A 16,814-nucleotide genomic window follows, 5' to 3' on the forward strand; every position below is an offset into this window, starting at 1 on the left:
CGACGGCGCCGCCCCCGCGGCGTCAGCTCGCGCCCGCCGCGATCACCTGGTCCACCTCGACGGCCCGCTCTGCCATTTCGGCATGCGCCTTGTCGAGCGCTTCGGCCTGATCCTCGTCGGCCTTCATCAGCGACTCGATGTCGAAGCCGGCCATGTCCAGAACACCCATGTCCGAGAAGGCCTTCTGCACCTTGTCGCCCCACAGGCCGATGTCCTTGACGATCGGCACGATGCGGCTGAACAGGTGTGAGCGGAACTGGATCATCAATGGCGACGTGTCGACCCATTCCGCGCACGCTTTGACGTCGAGGTCGAGGGTCTCGAAAACCTCCTCGGCGCGGAACCGGTCGCGCATCAGGTAGCAGGCTTCCACGACGAACTCTTCGCGCTCGTCCCGCTCGGTCTCGGTCAGCGCGCAGTAGTAGTCCTTCAGCGAGATTCGGCCGAAGGCGACGTGTCGGGCCTCGTCCTGCATGACGTAGGCCAGCAATTGCTTGGCCAGCGAGTCCGGCGCCGCCATGTCACGCAGCACTCCGAACGCGGCCAGCGCGAGCCCCTCGATGAGGACCTGCATCCCGAGGTAGGGCATGTCCCATCGGGAGTCGCGCAGGGTATCGTCCAGCAGCGCGGTCAGGTGCTTGTTGATCGGATAGACCAGGCCGACCTTGTCCTGCAGGAACCGCGAGAACGCCTCGACGTGCCGGGCCTCGTCCATCGTCTGGGTGGCCGCGTAGAACTTCGCGTCGAGGTCCGGGACGACCTCGACGATCTTGGCCGCGCACACCATCGCCCCCTGCTCGCCATGCAGGAATTGGGAGAACTGCCAGGCTTGGGAGTGCAGGCGCATCTCGGCGCGGCGTGCGTCGTCGGCAGCCTCCCACATCGGGCTGCCGAACAGCGGATGGAATTCGTCGGGCAGCCCGACCGGATTCAGCGGGTCGACGTCTTGTGCCCAGTCGATGCGCGACTGCGCGTCCCACTGTTTGTCCTTGCCCTTCTGATACAGGGACAGCAGCCGGGCGCGGCCCTCGTCGTACTCCCAGGTGAAGCGCGCGTCGCCGGCGCTGGGGACTGCCCACGAATACGGCTCGGGGACGTCCGTGTACTTGTCTCTCGTGGTCATGGGCTGCCACCTCTCTCCGACGTGACCAGTGGTCATGTGATGGCTATCACAGTGCGCCGCGAGTGGCGGCACTGTCAACCCTTGACGAGCGAGCAAAACGATCAGTGCATGCGCGCGCTGCCGCCCAGGCCGATCTCGAGCACGCTGCCGGTGATGACCCCTGGATCGGTAACCAGATACACCACGCCGCGGCTGACGTCCTCGGGCTGTAGCCAGGGCTGGGGGATGGGGTTGGCTCGCATCATCCGGCGCACCAGATCGTCTGGGATGTCGTCACTTCCAGCCGGTTGCACCATCGGGGTTTGGACGGTGGTGGGGCAGATGACGTTGATCGTGATGCCCTCTTTGGCGACCTCTAACGCGGCGGATTTCGCCAGGCCGATGACACCCCATTTGGTGGCGTTGTAGGCGGCCAGCTCGGGAATGCCCATGCGGCCGCCCATCGAGGAGGTCACGACGATCCTGCCGAACCGCTGCTGGCGCATCACCGGTATCGCGGCCCGCAACGTGTGAAACGCACCGGTCAGGTTCGTGTCGATGAGCTGTTGCCAGACCACATCGCTGACGTCTTCCAGCAGCCCGGTGCTGACGATTCCGGCGTTGGCCACCACGATGTCAAGGCTGCCCATATCGGCGACGATCTGCTTGACCGCGGCGCCGACCGCGGCCGAATCGCGCACGTCCAGGGTTAGCGGCAAGCACCGCCCGCCCAATTCCTCAACGAGCTTCGTCGTCTCCCGCAGGTCTTCGTCGCTGCCCAGCGGATAGGTCAACTCCGCCATCGCTTCGGGGGCATCGGCAACCACGACGTCGGCTCCCTCTGTGGCTAATGCCAGCGCATGCGCGCGCCCCTGCCCCCGAGCTCCGCCGGTGATCAAGGCCACGCGTCCATCCAAAGCACCCATGGGGATAGAAGCTACCAGCGAGTCAGGCGCTTACCGGCGCGTCATGAAAGATGTTGCTGCGGAATATATTTCGTGGATCGCAGTCGGCTGGTGGTTTACGACGGCTCGCCTTCGGTGGGGGAGTCGTCGGCGTTGGCCAGGTGGTGCAGGACTCGTTCGTTGAGGGCGGCGAGGATGTCGAGCTCGGCCGGAGTGAGCAGGTCGATGAAGTTTCGGCGGACGTCCTCCACGTGCCCAGGCGCTGCCTTCTCGATGGCGTCGCGGCCGGCCGGCAGCAGGCAGACCATGGTGCTGCGGGCATCGTCGGGGTTGGGCTCGCGGCCGATCAGCCCGTCCTTCTCCATGCGCCGCACTTGGTGGGAGACACGGCTCTTCTCCCAGCCCAGCGTGTTGCACAGGTCGCGCGCGGGCATGCGATCCCCGTCGTGGCTGGTGAGCACCGCCAGGATCTCGTAGTCGGCCCCGGACAGTCCCGATGCCTGCAGTCCGCGGTTGAGCTGCACGTCGAGCTGATGGTGCGCGTGCCTGAACGCCCGCCAGGCGCGGTCTTCTCGGGGGTTCAGCCAGTTCGGTTCCATCAGTTGCCATGGTACTCGTTTGGTTGACGCATCAACAAAGAATGCATAAGGTTGAGGAATCAACCTTTCTCACCGATACCGTTAGACGGGATATCTCATGAGCAGCATCAGTATCATCGGCACCGGGAACATGGCCCGCACCATCGGCGCTCTGGCAGTGGCGGGCGGCAATGCCGTGCAGGTCATCGGCCGCGATCGGTCCAAGGCTGCCGACTTGGCCAAGAATCTCGGCGGCAGCGCCACGACCGGAGAGTTCGGCGCCGTCCCGGCCGGGGACATCGTCATCGTTTCCCTGCTGTACGCCAACGTCGTTCCGGTTGTAGCCCAATATGGAGACGCCCTCGCGGGCAAGATCATCGTCGACATCAGCAACCCGTTCAATTCCGCGGCCGACGGGCTCGCCATCCCGCATGACACCTCGGTCGCGCAGGAAGTTGCCAAGGCGGCTCCGGCCGGAGCCAGCGTGGTGAAGGCCTTCAACACAATCTTCGGCGTCGTCCTGGCCGAGGGCCGACCGCTCGACGTCTTCCTCGCGGGCGACGACGCGCGCGCCAAGAAGGCCGTGGCGGAGTTCATCGACAGCCTCGGGCTACGCCCGCTGGACGTCGGTGGCCTGAACATGGCGCACTGGCTGGAAGGAACGGGCCTGGTCATGATGGGTCTTGCGCGCCACGGCGTGGGGAACTTCGACTTCGCCCTCGGCGCCGCCGTTCCCGGCTGATCACCCGGGCTTACGGACCTCGACGAGCAGCCGCGTCGAGTGCGCGACGAACGGCCCCTCGGCCTCGATGTGTTCGTGAAGTTGGCGTAGCCGGTTCCGATAGCGCTGCACGGTGAAGTCCGGCACCGTCCAAATCACCTTGCGCAGGAAGTAGACGACGGCGCCGATGTCGAAGAACTCGGCGCGCAGCCGCTCCATGCGCAGGTCCACGATCTGCAGGCCTGCAGCCTGTGCCTGCGCGCGCACGGTGTCCGGGTGCAACTCGGCCCATATCTCTGGCCGCGGCGCGGTGAAATACTCGACCAGCTCGCGCACCGTGGCGGGCCCGATGTGTTGCGCGAAGTAGGTGCCGCCCGGCCGCAGCACCCGACGGATCTCCGTCCACCACACGGAGATCGGATGGCGTGTGGTCACCAGGTCGAACGCTTCGTCAGCGAACGGCAACGGCGGCTCATCCCGAGTCGCCACGAGCACCACGCCGAGCGGATGTAAGCGTTTGGTTGCCAGGGCCGCGTTCGGCGGCCAGGTCTCGAGCGCCGCCATCGTCGGGGGAAATGGTCCGGCGCCGGCCAGTACCTCCCCGCCTCCGGTGTGAATGTCCAGCGCGGCCGACACCGTCGCCAACCGGCTGCTCAGCTGCCGCTGGTAGCCCCAGGACGGCCTTTCCTCGGTCGCACGGCCGTCGAGCCAGGAGAAGTCCCAGCCGTCAACGGATACCGAATCGGCTTCGGCCACCAGATCTTCGAATGTTCGAGACATCATTGCCTTCTCGTCAAAGTGTCGAGCGAACGTCCTGGAAGCGATCGTAGGCATGCTCGACACAAGGGCAATGGCCGCTGAAACTCTAGGTAGCGGCGTGCGGGTATGGGAGCAATCGCGGAGGGTCGAAGGTGACGAGACACGCGACTTATGTCATCGCCTCCACTCCCCGTTCGGGCAGTTCACTTCTGGCCGCCGGCCTGGTGGCGACCGGAGTTGCCGGGCGGCCCGAGGAGTACTTCACGCCCGAGCACATTGCGTCCTACAAGGAAGACTTGAACCTTCCCGCGAATTGCTCATGGGACGAATATCTGGCGAAGGTTATGGCGTTCGCGACGACGGAGAACGGTGCTCGGGGCGTGAAAATCCATTGGCGCCATGTCGTTTCGCTAGCGCAAGCCCTGGATATTCGTGGCGATCCGGCAGCTGTTCTCGAAAAGCTTTTTCCCGCAGCGGCTTTCGTCAATATCGTCCGTGCTGATCGGCGTGCGCAGGCCCTATCGCTGTTTCGCGCCGAAGCGACTGGCGAGTGGTTTCGTTCGCACGGCGCGTCAGGAAGTGTGCGCCCGTGGGGGCTCTATATGGCTCGGTCCACTCCTGGCGAGGGCGCGGCCGATCTCAGCGGCGTCGCGCCGACATACGAGCAGATTATCGAGATAGAACGCAATCTTGATGTCGAGCAGGCAGCGTGGATCGATTACTTCACTACTCGCCGTCTGAAGGTTTTGACCGTCCAGTACGAAGAGCTCGACGCGAATTATCGCGGTGAGATTGCGCGAGTTTTGCAGTTCCTCGGCGCCGAACCCGCGCGCGCCGCCGGCTTGCCCAAACCGCCGCTCGAGCGTCAGTCCGACCACATCAACGAAAGCTGGCGCCGACTAATCGACCGGCGGCAGCGCGAGTTTCGCGGCTCGTGATAGCAGCGTCGATGTTGGGATCGGTAGCACAACCTTCGGTGTGCACTTACCGCGACGAGATCATTCGCCCCGAGGGAGTTCCCATGAGGTTTGCCGCCATCGCACTTGCCGGCCTTTTGGCCGGCACATCGCTGACCGCGAGCACCGCCCACGCCGACATGGTGCCTGGGCCGGTGCCGGCCCACATCTATCCGCTGCAGCCACCGCCCGGTCCCGTTGTCAACCCCGATCCGGTGGTGGCGGTGCAGGACTTTCAGCGCCACATCTCCGATCTGCACGACAACTGGGACGCTCTGAGCCCGGACGAGCGGAATCAACGGCTGAAGGCCCTACAGCAGGAGGCCCCGATGGTCGAGGCCGAGACTCGCAATCTGCCGCCGGGTCAGCAGCTGCAGGTCGAGGGCATGCTCTTGTCGGCGATGTTTCAGCTGACTGATCTTCTGCGGCGCATGCGATAACTCGGGTGGAGCCGATGGCGGTCGAGTCTCGCGCTTGCGCGCTCATTGAACTATTGATTTAATAGTCTAATTACTTAAAGATAGTTTCAGTCAGCGTTAGCGGTACTCCGACCCGGCGGGTTGGCACTGCTCATGTTGATCGACCTATCCCGCCGCCCAGTTCTCGCGAGAGGGGCCCTCCATGCCCGTGTATCAATGCGTCAGTTCTGCGGGGCTGGTGTCCGCCGACGCCCGCGCCCGCATCGCGGAGGGCATCACGCGCTTACACTGCGAAGTCACCGGCGCACCAGCAGCTTTCGTCAATGTGCTGTTCTCGGAGTACGTCAGCGGTGAGTTGTTCACCGGCGGCCAGCCGTCCCAGAATTCGTTCATTGCCGCAGAAATCCGGGCGGGCCGCGACTTGGACATCCGCCAGGCACTTCTACGGCAACTGAGCGCGATTTGGACCGAGGCGACGGGTCAGAACGAAGCCCAACTGCTGGTCGCGATCAAGGAGACTCCTGCCGAGAATGCAATGGAGGCCGGACTGATGTTCCCCAGGCCGGGCGAAGAAGCGCAGTGGATGAGCGAAAACGGCGCCAAGCTGGCCGCACTCGGATGGACCGTCTCCACTTAGCATGCCCAAATGACCAGCGCGCCAGGTAGCAAGGGCTGGCTGCCGTATTGCCCTTACTACGCAGTGGCCGGCGACATTCTGAGCCAGCGATGGGCCGCGCTGATTCTGCGCGTGCTGGTAGTTGGCCCGGCGCGTTTCGGCGAGATCTCTTCAGCCATCTCCAACATGACCGACCGACTGCTGTCTCAACGACTCAAGGACCTTGAGGCAGCCGGGCTTGTCGAGCGTGCCCTCGGCGACGGCCGTCCAGCGCGAATTCAATACCAGCTCACCGAGAAAGGCATTGAGCTTGGCGCGGTCCTGCTCGAACTCAACCGATGGGCCCTCAAGTGGGTGGACCCCGAGGAAGTGGAGTGGCCGACGTCCGTCGACTGAACTCTTTGGCGCCACTCCGGCGCGTGTAGCGCGTTATGCAGAATCGTCGGCTGATGGCCGCGGTTGCTGAGCTGCGGTTTTATGGAGCCGATGACGGGAATCGAACCCGCGTATTCAGCTTGGGAAGCTGATGTTCTGCCATTGAACTACATCGGCGCGGTTGCCCAAGAAGGCTAGCACCCGGGCGCGCAACCAGCCGCGACGGTCGAATGCCGACGCGTTATTGCGGCTATCCACCGAAATTTAAAATGCTCACATTTATTCTTTCGTTATCATGCCGTAATGTGCCGTGAGTGGGTCGGCACAGGTTAGCCAAGAAGCGGCGGAAGTCGCCGGTTGTCCTGGCAGCGATGCTTGCCCCGGCTGCGTTGTTCTTCGCGGTGGGCGGAGACGTCGGCCCAATTGCCGCGCCGGCAGAGGCCAAGGCCGTTATTGGTGACGTGGCTCCGAGCCGATTGGAAATCGTCGCTGCGGAAGCGAACTTGCCGCGCAGCTGGGCAGCCGCGGGTGCTCCCGATCGCCAGCCGATGGCATCTCGGTATCACGTTCGATCCCGCTTCTTGCCCGTCGGGCTCTGCTCGGAACAGGGCCTGCAGGTGCGCACGATCCTGGCGTCGCGCGCCATCAGCGCGACATTCCCCGAGATTCACGAAATCGGCGGTGTGCGACCGGATTCGCTGCCCTGGCATCCGCTCGGCTTGGCGCTGGACGTGATGATCCCGAACCCCCAGAGCGCGCAGGGCATCGCGCTGGGCAACGCGATCGTCGCGTACGTGCTGAAGAACGCGAACCGATTCGGCATCCAGGACGCGATTTGGCGCGGCGTCTACTACACGCCCACCGGTGCGCAAACGAGCAGGCTCGGCCACTATGACCACGTCCACGTCACGACGACCGGGGGCGGCTACCCCAAGGGTGGCGAAACGTACCTCGCCGACTGAGCGCGGGACAACGCAGCGGATAGGCTCGTCGCGTGCTGCTCTCCGATCGTGACCTCAGGGCCGAAATCTCCGCCGGCCGGTTGGGCATCGACCCGTTCGACGACACTCTGGTACAGCCCTCCAGCGTCGATGTTCGCCTCGACAGCATGTTCCGCGTGTTCAACAACACCCGCTATACCCACATCGACCCCGCCAAGCAGCAGGACGAACTGACCAGCCTGGTGGAACCCGCCGAGGGGGAGCCGTTCGTGCTGCACCCGGGCGAGTTCGTGCTGGGCTCGACCTTGGAACAGGTCGCGTTGGCCGACGACCTCGCCGGGCGCCTGGAAGGCAAGTCGTCGCTGGGCCGGCTCGGCCTGTTGACGCACTCGACCGCCGGATTCATCGATCCCGGCTTCACCGGTCACATCACCCTCGAGCTGTCCAACGTCGCCAACCTGCCCATCACGCTATGGCCAGGCATGAAGATCGGGCAGCTGTGCATCCTGCGTTTGACCAGCCCGGCCGAACACCCTTACGGCAGTTCCCAGGTCGGTTCGAAGTATCAGGGGCAGCGCGGACCGACACCTTCTCGCTCCTACGAGAACTTCATAAGAACTACATAGCTCCGGCGGGCTGCCCGCACGGTATTTGTAAGGAAGTATGTAGTAGTCGGGGTCGTTTCTTCCGCCCCGGGCATAGCTTGTCTTGCAACGCTTTTGGAGTGGTTCGCTTTGGATATCGTGCTCGGGGTATCGATCGCGCCGACTTCGGTTCAGATGGTCGTGGTCGAGGGCGAGAACGCCGACGGCGCCCTGGTCGAAGAGGATCAGTTTCCTCTCGGCGCCGTCGATGACACCCAACCCACAGCCGTTCCCGATCGGGTGATTTCCGCGATCCTCGGCACCCGCGAGGGTGCCGCCGATGCCGGGCTGGAACTGTCGTCGATCGGTGTGACGTGGACCGACCAGGCGCATGCGGCCGTGCTTCGCGACGCGCTGGCCTCCTACAAGCTCGAGAACGTGATGTTGGTCTCGTCGTTCCTCGCCGCTGCCGCACTCGGCCAATCCGTCGGCGGCGCAATGGGTTACGACACCACGGCGGTGCTGTTCGTCGAGCCCGACACCGCGACGCTGGCCGTCGTCGAAACCTCCGACGGTTCCATCACCGAGGTCTACAAAGAACAGATCGTCGCCGAGTCTTACGACGAGGCCACCGCACAGCTGACCGGGATGATCTCCTGGCTCGACGAGCTCTACACACCTCCCGGCGGGGTGTTCGTGGTTGGATCGGGTGTCGACGTGGGCCCGATCAAGCCGGCACTGGATTCCGCGACCTCGCTGATCGTGAATGCGCCGGAAGAGCCGGCAACGGCCCTGGCCCGCGGGGCCGCGCTGGCATCAGCCAACGCGCCGCTGTTCGCATCGTCGACCGCGGCGCTGGCCTACGCGCAAGACCCGGGCACCGGTGCCGTCCATCCGGATGCCGGGCCCGAATACCTTGGCGTGACGTATCTTTCCGATGCGACGCTCGGTCGCGACGAGCTCGCCTACAGCCTGGTGTCCGACGAGGACGCCGACGCGCCAACCGTCGTGATCGATCCGTCCGACTTGGGTGTGCCGAACGCCGGAGGACCTCGTCGCAGGCCGGTGCTGTTGGTCGGCAGTGGGATGGCGGTGATCGCCATCAGCGCGGTGGTCGCACTGGAAATCGCACTGGCCATCGGCATCCGCACCACGAACGTCGCGGTGCAGCCCAGCCCCAACCAAAACCTCATCGTGCCAACACAACCCGCGTCCGCGCCCCCGCCGGCCGAGGCGTCCGTCGCGCAGCCGAAGATCGTCCTGCCCGCACCCGTCGCGGCGCCCAAGCCGTTGCGTCCGGCGTTGGCGGCACCGTTGCCGGCAGCTCCTGCTCCCGTTGCGCTGCCGCCACTGCCCGCGGCTCCTGCTCCGATTGCTCCGGCGGTCCCAGCTCCGGTCGTGGTGCCGATCCCGGTGCCCCAGATCCGCATGCCGGCTCCGGAATGGCTGATGAGTCCGCCGGTGATCCAGGCCCCACCGCGACCGGTGTTGCCACCCGTGGTGGTGCAGCAACCGCCCCCGGTGGTGGTGCAGGAACCGCCGCCGGTGCACATTCCGGAGCCACCACAGTCACCACCGCATCAGACGCCTCCAGAATCTGGCCCGCGCGGCGGCCAGAGCGGTGGCCACCTTCCACCTCCCGGTTCGGGTTCGGGGGGCGTTAACGGTGGCGGCTCGGGTGGTCTTCCCGGTTCGGGTCCGGGTAGTCCTGGCGGTGGGCATGTTCCGCCTCCCGGATCGGGTTCGGGTGGGGGCCACGGTTCGGGTGAGCCGTCTGGCGGTGGTCCGTTCGGTGGTCGCGGCCATGGTGGTGCTGGTCCCATTGGCGGTGGACCCGTCGGCGGCGGTCCGGTTGGTGGGGGCCACGGTTCGGGTGGTCCGGTTGGTGGTGGTCCGGTTGGTGGTGGTCCGTTCGGTGGTGGCGGTCCCGTTGGCGGTGGGCCGATTGGCGGTGGTCCCGTTAGTGGTGGTCCGTTCGGTGGTGGCGGCCACGGCGGTGGTGGACCCATCGGCGGCGGGCCAATCGGTGGTGGATCAACTGGTGGTGGTCCGTTCGGTGGGGATGGCCACGGTGGCGGCCCGATCGGTGGCGGACCCGTAGGCGGCGGCCTCGGCGGTGGTGGACCCATAGGCGGCGGCCACGCCGGAGGCGGCTTCGGCGTAGGCGGCGGACTTGGCGGCGGTGGACTCGGCGGCGGCCACACAGGAGGCGGCTTCGGCGGCGGCGGACTTGGTGGCGGCGGCGGACTCGGCGGCGATCACAGCGGCGGCGGCCATGCAGGAGGCGGCTTCGGTGGCGGCGGAGGCGGCGGCCATAGCGGTGGTGGCTTCGGCGGCGGCGGCGGTGGCGGTCATAGCGGCGGTAGTGGCGGTGGCGGCGGCCATCACTAGTCATCGCGGCCCACGCGACCGAGCTCGAAGGCGCGTAAAGTCGGGTCGCTAGGGGAATACAGGGTGGGGAATCACGTCGTCTCGAGGCAGCCGGAGTCTGCGATGACGACGTCCTCCAAAACGCTGTCTAGCAAACGACTATGGGGGAGCAGTGGACACCGTACTTGGGGTGTCGATGGCGCCGACGGCAGTCCGGATGGTTCTGGTCGAAGGCGAAAATGGCGATGGCGCCACCGTCGATGAAGACAATTTCGACGTCGCGTCCGACGACGACGCGGCAACGACCAGCGCTGCCGATCAGGTGGTTTCGGCGATCCTGGGAACCCAGGAGGGTGCGGCCCAGGGCGGCTACCAGCTGACGTCGACCGGCGTCACCTGGACCGACCCCATCGAAGCCGCCGCCCTGCGCGATGCACTGGCCGCGCACAAGGTCGAGAATGTGATGTTGGTCTCGGCCTTCCTGGCCGCAGCCGCATTGGCGCAGGCAGTCGGCAACGAAACCAATTACGCGCAGACCGCGCTGCTGTTCATTGAACCCGACACCGCGACCTTGGCGCTTGTCGATACCGCCGACGGGTCGATTGCCGACGTGCACCGCCAGCCCCTGCCCGAAGACGATGACGCCGCGGTCGCGCAGCTGGCCACGATGGTCTCGGAGGCCGAGACGCTGGATACCCGCCCGGGCGCGGTGTTCGTCGTCGGCTCTGGTGTCGATGTTCCGCTGATCAAGCCGGCCCTGGAGGCCGCGACCACGCTCCCGCTGGCGATGCCCGAAGAGCCTGAGACGGCGCTGGCTCGCGGCGCCGCCCTGGCGTCGGCCCACGCCCCGCTGTTCGCCTCCTCCACCGCCGCACAGGCCTACGCCCAGGACCCCGGCACCGGTGCCATCGACCCCTTCGCGATAGCCCCCGGGTATTTCAACAGCCCGGCCTCCGAAGAGGGCGCCCTGGCATACAGCGCCGTTCCCGAGGACTTCGTCGACCCCTTTACGGGCGAGCACACCGCCGCCACCTCGCTCACCGATTACCAGGAACGCAGGTCTTTCGGGCTGGTGGGCAGTGTGGTGGCGTCGATCTTCATCGTCGGCGTAGCGGCACTGGTCGTTTCGCTGGCGGTAGCGATCCGGCCGACGGCCGGTGTGAAGCCCGTCCCCAGCCACAACATCGTCGCCCCAGCCACACCGGCGCCGGCGGCTCCAGCTCCGGCGCCCGCCGCCCCGGCACCGGCTCCGGCGGCTCCCGCGCCCGAGGCGGCCCCGATCCCGGCTCCGGCACCCGTTGCTCAGGTGCCCGCTCCTCAGGCGCCCGCCCCGGCTCCGATACCGGAGGCCCCGGCACCGGTTCCGGTCCAGGTCCCGGACGCGCCTGCGCCGATACCCGACGCGCCCGCGCCGATCCCGGTGCCGGCAGCTCCGGCGCCCGCCCCCGTGGCGCCGATTCCCGTTCCGATCCCGCTCCCGATACCTCCGGTCATCGGAGTGCCTGGCGTCCCGATCGGGCCCGGCGGGGGTGGCTTCCCGAATAACCCAGGCCGCGGCGGTGGCGGGTTCCCCGGCAATCCTGGCCATGAGGGAGGCGGCTTCCCCGGCGGCGGCGGTCACCCTGGCGGCGGGTTCCCTGGTGGTGGCGGCTTCCCCGGCGGCGGCGGTCACGGGGGTGGTGGCGGCTTCCCGGGCTTCGGCGGTGGTGGCGGTCACGGCGGTTTCGGCGGCGGACACGGCGGGTTTGGCCGCCATTAGGTCTACGAGAGCCAGCTGTCACCTCCCGTTTGCCTCCCGCTTAACGGAGCGATGCAGTTAGCTCATCGCGGCCCCTTACACACGGTGGTATGCGATGCACCGTCTTCGGCACTGGATATCTGGGTGCCACGCACGCAGTCGGCATGGCCGTGCTGGGACACGAGGTCGTCGGGGTCGATATCGACCCGGGCAAAGTCGCCAAGCTCGCCGCGGGTGACATCCCCTTCTACGAGCCCGGTCTCCGGGAGTTGCTGACAGACAACCTGGCTGCCGGCAGATTGCGGTTCACCACCGACTACGACTTGGCGGCCGATTTCGCCGACGTGCACTTCCTCGGCGTCGGCACGCCGCAAAAGAAGGGCGAGTACGGCGCCGACCTCAGCCACGTCAACGCCGTTATCGACAATCTCGTACCCCGGCTGACCAGGCCGGCGGTGCTGGTCGGCAAATCGACTGTGCCAGTGGGCACCGCGGCCGAGCTCGGCGAGCGCGCCGCTGCGCTGGCGCCCGCAGGGGTCGACGTCGAAATCGCGTGGAATCCGGAGTTCCTGCGTGAAGGACACGCGGTGCATGACACCTTGGAGCCGGACCGCATTGTGCTTGGTATACAGCAGGATTCGGTGCGCTCCGAGATCGTCGTCCGCGAGCTGTACGCACCCATCCTCGACTCCGGTGTGCCTTTCCTGGTAACCGATTTGCAGACAGCGGAATTGGTCAAGGTCTCGGCTAATGCCTTTCTCGCGACCAAGATTTCGTTCATCAATGCCGTCTCCGAGGTGTGTGAGGCCGCAGGGGCGGACGTCACGCTGCTGGCCGATGCGCTCGGTTATGACTCCCGCATCGGGCGCAAATTCCTCAACGCGGGCTTGGGTTTTGGCGGTGGCTGTCTGCCCAAGGACATTCGGGCTTTCATGGCCCGCGCCGGGGAGCTGGGCGCCAACCAGGCGCTGACGTTCCTGCGCGAAGTCGACAGCATCAACATGCGCCGGCGCACCAAGATGGTTGAGCTGGCGACCGCCGCGTGCGGCGGTTCGCTGCTGGGCGCCAACATCGCCGTGCTCGGAGCGGCTTTCAAGCCCGAATCCGACGATGTCCGGGATTCACCGGCGCTCAACGTCGCCGGCCAGCTGCAGCTCAACGGCGCCGCGGTCAACGTCTACGATCCGAAGGCTTTGGAGAACGCGCGCCGCCTGTTCCCGACGCTGAACTACGCGGTGTCGGTGGCCGAGGCCTGCGAGGGCGCGGACGCGGTCCTGGTGCTGACCGAGTGGCAGGAATTCACCGACCTCGACCCGAACGACCTCGCCGACCGGGTGCGGGCTCGCGTCGTCGTCGACGGCCGCAACTGCCTGGACGTCGAGCGCTGGACGCAGGCGGGCTGGAAGGTGTTCCGGCTCGGGGCGCGACGTCCCTAGACCGCACCCTTGACGAGTAGCCTGATCGCGTGGACTACGCGGCAGCCTTTCTCGACGAAAACCGCTCTTTTTCGGAGCTTTTCCGCGATGTCGACGAATCGCTCCCGGTGCCGACCTGCCCGGAGTGGAGCCTCAAGCAGCTGTTCCGTCACGTCGGCCGCGGCGATCGTTGGGCGGCGCAAATCGTGCGCGACCGACTCGATGAACGGCTCGACGTGCGCAGCGTCGAAGGCGGCAAGCCGCCACCGGATCCCGCCGACGCGATCTCCTGGTTGCACGGTGGAGCCCAACGATTGCTCGACGCCGTTGAACTGTCCGGCGTCCAGACAGCGGTATGGACCTTTCTCGGTGCGCGCCCGGCGAATTGGTGGATCCGACGCCGACTGCACGAGACGTCGGTACATCGCGCCGACGCGGCCATCGCGCTCGGGCGTCAATTCACCCTCGATCCCGCGGTCGCGGCCGACGGGATCACCGAGTTCCTCGAGCGCATCGTCGTCCAGGCCGGAAGCGACGGCGCCCCACTGCCGCTCGAGGACGGCCAGACCCTGCACCTGCACGCGACCGACCCTGGGCTGGGCGAAGCCGGCGAATGGACGATCAGCGTCTCCGACGGTGGCGTCGTCTGGTCACACGAGCACGGCAAGGGCAGTGCGGCGTTGCGCGGCGGTGCCACCGAGCTGTTGTTGGCGATGGCGCGCCGAACTCGGCTCGCCGACACCGGCATCGAGATGTTCGGCGACGACACCGTCTGGCAAACCTGGCTGCAGCGCACGCCTCTTTAGCAACGTCGGGGAAACGACGTGCCGAGAAGTGGTACACGGTAATTTTTAGTCCATGACCACATCGGAGATTGCCACCGTGCTGGCTTGGCACGACGCTCTCGCCAGCGCGGACATCGAGACCTTGGCCGCCCTGTCCAGCGATGACATCGAGCTGGGGGACGCGCACGGAGCAGCGCAGGGCCACGAGGCGCTGCGCACCTGGGCCACGTCCAACCCGGCGACCACCGAACTCGGCGAGATGTACGTGCACGACGGTGTCGTGGTCGCCGAACAAACGGGCGGCGCTCCCGGTGCGCTGGCGTTCCGTGTTGTCCACGACCATGTCACCTCGGTGTTCCGTCATCAGGACTTGGCGTCGGCACTGGCAGCCACCGAACTCACCCGGGACGACCTCGTCACCTAGGACTTAGGAGCCACTACATGCGCGGAATCATCTTGGCCGGCGGTTCGGGCACTCGCCTGCACCCGATCACGATGGGCATCAGCAAGCAGTTACTGCCGGTTTACGACAAACCGATGGTCTACTACCCGTTGTCCACCTTGATGATGGCCGGAATCCGCGACATTTTGGTGATCACCACCCCGCACGACGCGGCCGGCTTTCAGCGGCTGCTGGGCGACGGTTCGCAGTTCGGCATCAACCTCAGCTATGTCAAGCAGGAGAGTCCCGATGGCCTGGCGCAGGCTTTTGTCCTGGGCGACAAGCACATTGGCAATGACTCGGTGGCTTTGGTATTGGGGGACAACATCTTCTACGGCCCGGGACTGGGCACCAGCCTTGATCGTTTCCAATCCATCGACGGTGGAGCTATTTTCGCGTACTGGGTGGCCAACCCGTCGGCATACGGTGTGGTCGAATTCAGCCCCGACGGCCTGGCGTTGTCACTGGAGGAGAAGCCGGCCACGCCGAAGTCGAATTACGCGGTGCCCGGGCTGTACTTCTACGACAACGACGTCATCGAGATCGCCAAGGGTTTGCAGCCGTCGGCACGAGGCGAGTACGAGATCACCGACGTCAACCGGATTTACCTCAACCGCGGCCGGCTCGCGGTCGAGGTGATGGCCCGTGGCACCGCCTGGCTGGACACCGGAACCTTCGACTCGCTGCTCGATGCCAGCGACTTCGTGCGCACCCTGGAACGACGGCAAGGCCTGAAAGTCAGTGTGCCCGAAGAGGTTGGGTGGCGGCGGGGCTGGATCACCGACGACGAGCTGGCCACCCGTGCCCGCACGTTGCTCAAGTCCGGCTATGGCGGCTACCTGCTGGAGATGATGGAACGGGGCTGAGCTCGCCCGGTTTGGCGAGCACGGCGGCGATCGCCGTGGTCAACGGGACCGAGAGCGCGAGCGCGATTCCGCCCACCGCGGAGCGCACGAGTTCGATGGCCACGCTTTCGCTGATCAGCACGTCGCTCAGCGAACGGTTCGCGACGCTGAAGAGCAACAGCAGCGGCAGCGAGCTGCCGGCGTACGCCAGCACCAGGGTGTAGACGGTGCTGGCGATGTGATCGCGCCCCACCCGAATCGCGCTCAAGAAGATCGTCCGCCGCGAGGTGTCACCGCCGACATGAGCGAGCTCGAAGACGGTCGACGCCTGCGTGACCGTCACATCGTTGAGTACACCCAGCGAGCCGATGATGAACCCGGCGAGCAGCAGCCCACTGATCGACACACTGCCCAGATACGCGCTGACCGCCGAGTTCTGTTCATCCGACAATCCGGTCAAATGGGCTAATTCGATTGCCCCCCAAGATAATCCGGCTGCCAATAGCAACGCCGACAAGGTGCCCAGCAGGGCGGCACTGGTGCGCAGGTTGACGCCGTGGGCGAGGTAGATGACTACGTACAGGATCGCCGCCGAGGCCACCAGGGACACCGGAACCGCGGGTGCGCCGTCGCGCAGCGCCGGGAGCAAGAAGACCACCAGCACCAGAAACGCGACCACGATCCCGACCAGCGCCAGCAACCCGCGCCAGCGCGCGACCGCGACGATGACCAACGCGAACGCCAGGGCCAGCCCCACCAGCGACCAGCCGCGCTCGAAGTCGTAGAACGCGTACGTGGTGGCGCCTTGCGGGTCGACCTGCCGCACCACCCGGATGTGGTCGTCGGCTTTGAATTGCGGCTGGCCGGGGCCGGGCGAGAATTCCAACAGGGTTTTCGCGCCGGCATTGGGCCCGGAATCGATTGCGACCAACGTCTCGACGCATCGTCCCGCGCCCGGCGTCCCCGGCTGCGGAGCCGTGGTGAGCACCTGACTGGCCGACGGGCTGCCGCAGTCAGCCAGCCCGCTGGACAGCACGTGCGCGCGCTCGGTGGTCACCGCCCCGCCGGTCGCGCTCTGAAACGGCATCGGGATGGCGACATGCTGGCGGCTCGGCCACAACAACGCCGCACCCGCAATCACGGCGATCCCGATCGCCACCAACAGCCCGACGACGATTTTGGCGGGCAGCGGACCCAGCGGGGACGGTCCTGACGACAGGTTGTGCGAGTGCGAGTGGGTCACCCGCTCCACCGTAGAGGCGG

At 66.2% G+C, this 16,814-nt stretch carries 18 protein-coding genes and 1 tRNA gene; 13 read left to right on the plus strand and 6 right to left on the minus strand.

Annotation, left to right across the window (positions count from 1 at the left end):
- Positions 1 to 22 precede the first annotated feature (22 nt).
- The 3 genes from AC5Y5O_RS00485 to AC5Y5O_RS00495 form a co-directional block, all read right to left on the minus strand.
- Positions 23 to 1,123, minus strand: a complete 1,101-nt coding sequence (locus tag AC5Y5O_RS00485) for a ferritin-like domain-containing protein (protein WP_096284114.1) — start codon at positions 1,121 to 1,123, stop codon at positions 23 to 25.
- A 101-nt stretch (positions 1,124 to 1,224) separates the two neighbouring features.
- Positions 1,225 to 2,028, minus strand: a complete 804-nt coding sequence (locus AC5Y5O_RS00490) for a mycofactocin-coupled SDR family oxidoreductase (RefSeq protein WP_096284116.1) — start codon at positions 2,026 to 2,028, stop codon at positions 1,225 to 1,227.
- Positions 2,029 to 2,123: 95 nt separating this feature from the next.
- Entirely contained in the window at positions 2,124 to 2,606 is a 483-nt protein-coding gene (locus AC5Y5O_RS00495; protein WP_096284118.1) for a MarR family winged helix-turn-helix transcriptional regulator, read from the minus strand.
- 97 nt (positions 2,607 to 2,703) lie between these two features.
- On the opposite strand from AC5Y5O_RS00495, the gene AC5Y5O_RS00500 reads away from it, so the two are divergent.
- Positions 2,704 to 3,327 carry an NADPH-dependent F420 reductase gene (locus AC5Y5O_RS00500; protein ID WP_096284120.1) on the plus strand — a complete coding sequence of 208 codons (624 nt, stop codon included), beginning with the start codon at positions 2,704 to 2,706 and terminating at the stop codon, positions 3,325 to 3,327.
- On the opposite strand, the gene AC5Y5O_RS00505 is transcribed toward AC5Y5O_RS00500, so the two are convergent.
- Entirely contained in the window at positions 3,328 to 4,086 is a 759-nt protein-coding gene (locus AC5Y5O_RS00505) for a class I SAM-dependent methyltransferase (RefSeq protein ID WP_096290827.1), read from the minus strand. It abuts the gene before it with no gap.
- A 131-nt stretch (positions 4,087 to 4,217) separates the two neighbouring features.
- On the opposite strand from AC5Y5O_RS00505, the gene AC5Y5O_RS00510 reads away from it, so the two are divergent.
- From AC5Y5O_RS00510 to AC5Y5O_RS00525, 4 genes are all read left to right on the plus strand, one after another.
- On the plus strand, positions 4,218 to 5,003 hold the full coding sequence (locus AC5Y5O_RS00510) for a Stf0 family sulfotransferase (protein WP_096284122.1): 786 nt from the start codon (positions 4,218 to 4,220) through the stop codon (positions 5,001 to 5,003).
- 83 nt (positions 5,004 to 5,086) lie between these two features.
- Positions 5,087 to 5,461: a hypothetical protein gene (locus AC5Y5O_RS00515; protein WP_133160814.1), complete on the plus strand. Its 375-nt coding sequence runs from the start codon at positions 5,087 to 5,089 to the stop codon at positions 5,459 to 5,461.
- 181 nt (positions 5,462 to 5,642) lie between these two features.
- Complete coding sequence (locus tag AC5Y5O_RS00520) at positions 5,643 to 6,077, plus strand: tautomerase family protein (protein ID WP_500023267.1); 435 nt, start codon at positions 5,643 to 5,645, stop codon at positions 6,075 to 6,077.
- Positions 6,078 to 6,086: 9 nt separating this feature from the next.
- Positions 6,087 to 6,452: a winged helix-turn-helix transcriptional regulator gene (locus AC5Y5O_RS00525; RefSeq protein ID WP_500023269.1), complete on the plus strand. Its 366-nt coding sequence runs from the start codon at positions 6,087 to 6,089 to the stop codon at positions 6,450 to 6,452.
- Positions 6,453 to 6,534: 82 nt separating this feature from the next.
- Here AC5Y5O_RS00525 and AC5Y5O_RS00530 read toward each other — a convergent pair.
- Positions 6,535 to 6,608 (minus strand) — tRNA-Gly (locus AC5Y5O_RS00530).
- 137 nt (positions 6,609 to 6,745) lie between these two features.
- On the opposite strand from AC5Y5O_RS00530, the gene AC5Y5O_RS00535 reads away from it, so the two are divergent.
- The 8 genes from AC5Y5O_RS00535 (at position 6,746) to rfbA (ending at position 15,572) form a co-directional block, all read left to right on the plus strand.
- Positions 6,746 to 7,393 carry a VldE C-terminal domain-containing protein gene (locus AC5Y5O_RS00535; RefSeq protein WP_207768442.1) on the plus strand — a complete coding sequence of 216 codons (648 nt, stop codon included), beginning with the start codon at positions 6,746 to 6,748 and terminating at the stop codon, positions 7,391 to 7,393.
- A 32-nt stretch (positions 7,394 to 7,425) separates the two neighbouring features.
- Positions 7,426 to 7,998, plus strand: coding sequence for a dCTP deaminase (gene dcd / locus AC5Y5O_RS00540; protein WP_096284132.1), 573 nt, complete (start codon positions 7,426 to 7,428; stop codon positions 7,996 to 7,998).
- Positions 7,999 to 8,106: 108 nt separating this feature from the next.
- On the plus strand, positions 8,107 to 10,347 hold the full coding sequence (locus tag AC5Y5O_RS00545) for a DUF7159 family protein (RefSeq protein WP_165796288.1): 2,241 nt from the start codon (positions 8,107 to 8,109) through the stop codon (positions 10,345 to 10,347).
- A gap of 151 nt (positions 10,348 to 10,498) precedes the next feature.
- Positions 10,499 to 12,085 carry a DUF7159 family protein gene (locus AC5Y5O_RS00550; RefSeq protein WP_423790848.1) on the plus strand — a complete coding sequence of 529 codons (1,587 nt, stop codon included), beginning with the start codon at positions 10,499 to 10,501 and terminating at the stop codon, positions 12,083 to 12,085.
- Between the two features lie 89 nt (positions 12,086 to 12,174).
- The gene (locus tag AC5Y5O_RS00555; protein WP_096284137.1) at positions 12,175 to 13,500 is read left to right on the plus strand and encodes a UDP-glucose dehydrogenase family protein; all 1,326 of its coding nucleotides are present in this window, start codon (positions 12,175 to 12,177) and stop codon (positions 13,498 to 13,500) included.
- A 29-nt stretch (positions 13,501 to 13,529) separates the two neighbouring features.
- Positions 13,530 to 14,285, plus strand: coding sequence for a maleylpyruvate isomerase family mycothiol-dependent enzyme (locus AC5Y5O_RS00560; protein ID WP_096284139.1), 756 nt, complete (start codon positions 13,530 to 13,532; stop codon positions 14,283 to 14,285).
- A 52-nt stretch (positions 14,286 to 14,337) separates the two neighbouring features.
- Complete coding sequence (locus tag AC5Y5O_RS00565) at positions 14,338 to 14,688, plus strand: nuclear transport factor 2 family protein (RefSeq protein ID WP_096284141.1); 351 nt, start codon at positions 14,338 to 14,340, stop codon at positions 14,686 to 14,688.
- Positions 14,689 to 14,705: 17 nt separating this feature from the next.
- Positions 14,706 to 15,572, plus strand: coding sequence for a glucose-1-phosphate thymidylyltransferase RfbA (gene rfbA / locus AC5Y5O_RS00570; protein ID WP_096284142.1), 867 nt, complete (start codon positions 14,706 to 14,708; stop codon positions 15,570 to 15,572).
- Here the strand turns inward: rfbA and AC5Y5O_RS00575 are convergent.
- A complete protein-coding gene (locus tag AC5Y5O_RS00575) occupies positions 15,523 to 16,794 on the minus strand; it encodes a YibE/F family protein (protein WP_096290828.1) in 1,272 nt (423 codons plus the stop codon). The two genes, rfbA and AC5Y5O_RS00575, sit on opposite strands and share 50 nt — an antisense overlap.
- Positions 16,795 to 16,814: the final 20 nt, after the last annotated feature.

The sequence above is a fragment of the Mycobacterium sp. NGS40 genome (assembly GCF_059812735.1).

Coding starts and splice junctions, on each gene's coding strand:
- AC5Y5O_RS00500 (WP_096284120.1), top strand. CDS start 2,704: ATGAGCAGCATCAGTATCATCGGCACCGGGAACATGGCCCGCACCATC.
- AC5Y5O_RS00515 (WP_133160814.1), top strand. CDS start 5,087: ATGAGGTTTGCCGCCATCGCACTTGCCGGCCTTTTGGCCGGCACATCG.
- rfbA (WP_096284142.1), top strand. CDS start 14,706: ATGCGCGGAATCATCTTGGCCGGCGGTTCGGGCACTCGCCTGCACCCG.
- AC5Y5O_RS00555 (WP_096284137.1), top strand. CDS start 12,175: ATGCGATGCACCGTCTTCGGCACTGGATATCTGGGTGCCACGCACGCA.
- AC5Y5O_RS00525 (WP_500023269.1), top strand. CDS start 6,087: ATGACCAGCGCGCCAGGTAGCAAGGGCTGGCTGCCGTATTGCCCTTAC.
- AC5Y5O_RS00485 (WP_096284114.1), bottom strand. CDS start 1,123: ATGACCACGAGAGACAAGTACACGGACGTCCCCGAGCCGTATTCGTGG.
- AC5Y5O_RS00505 (WP_096290827.1), bottom strand. CDS start 4,086: ATGTCTCGAACATTCGAAGATCTGGTGGCCGAAGCCGATTCGGTATCC.
- AC5Y5O_RS00520 (WP_500023267.1), top strand. CDS start 5,643: ATGCCCGTGTATCAATGCGTCAGTTCTGCGGGGCTGGTGTCCGCCGAC.
- AC5Y5O_RS00495 (WP_096284118.1), bottom strand. CDS start 2,606: ATGGAACCGAACTGGCTGAACCCCCGAGAAGACCGCGCCTGGCGGGCG.
- AC5Y5O_RS00565 (WP_096284141.1), top strand. CDS start 14,338: ATGACCACATCGGAGATTGCCACCGTGCTGGCTTGGCACGACGCTCTC.
- AC5Y5O_RS00490 (WP_096284116.1), bottom strand. CDS start 2,028: ATGGGTGCTTTGGATGGACGCGTGGCCTTGATCACCGGCGGAGCTCGG.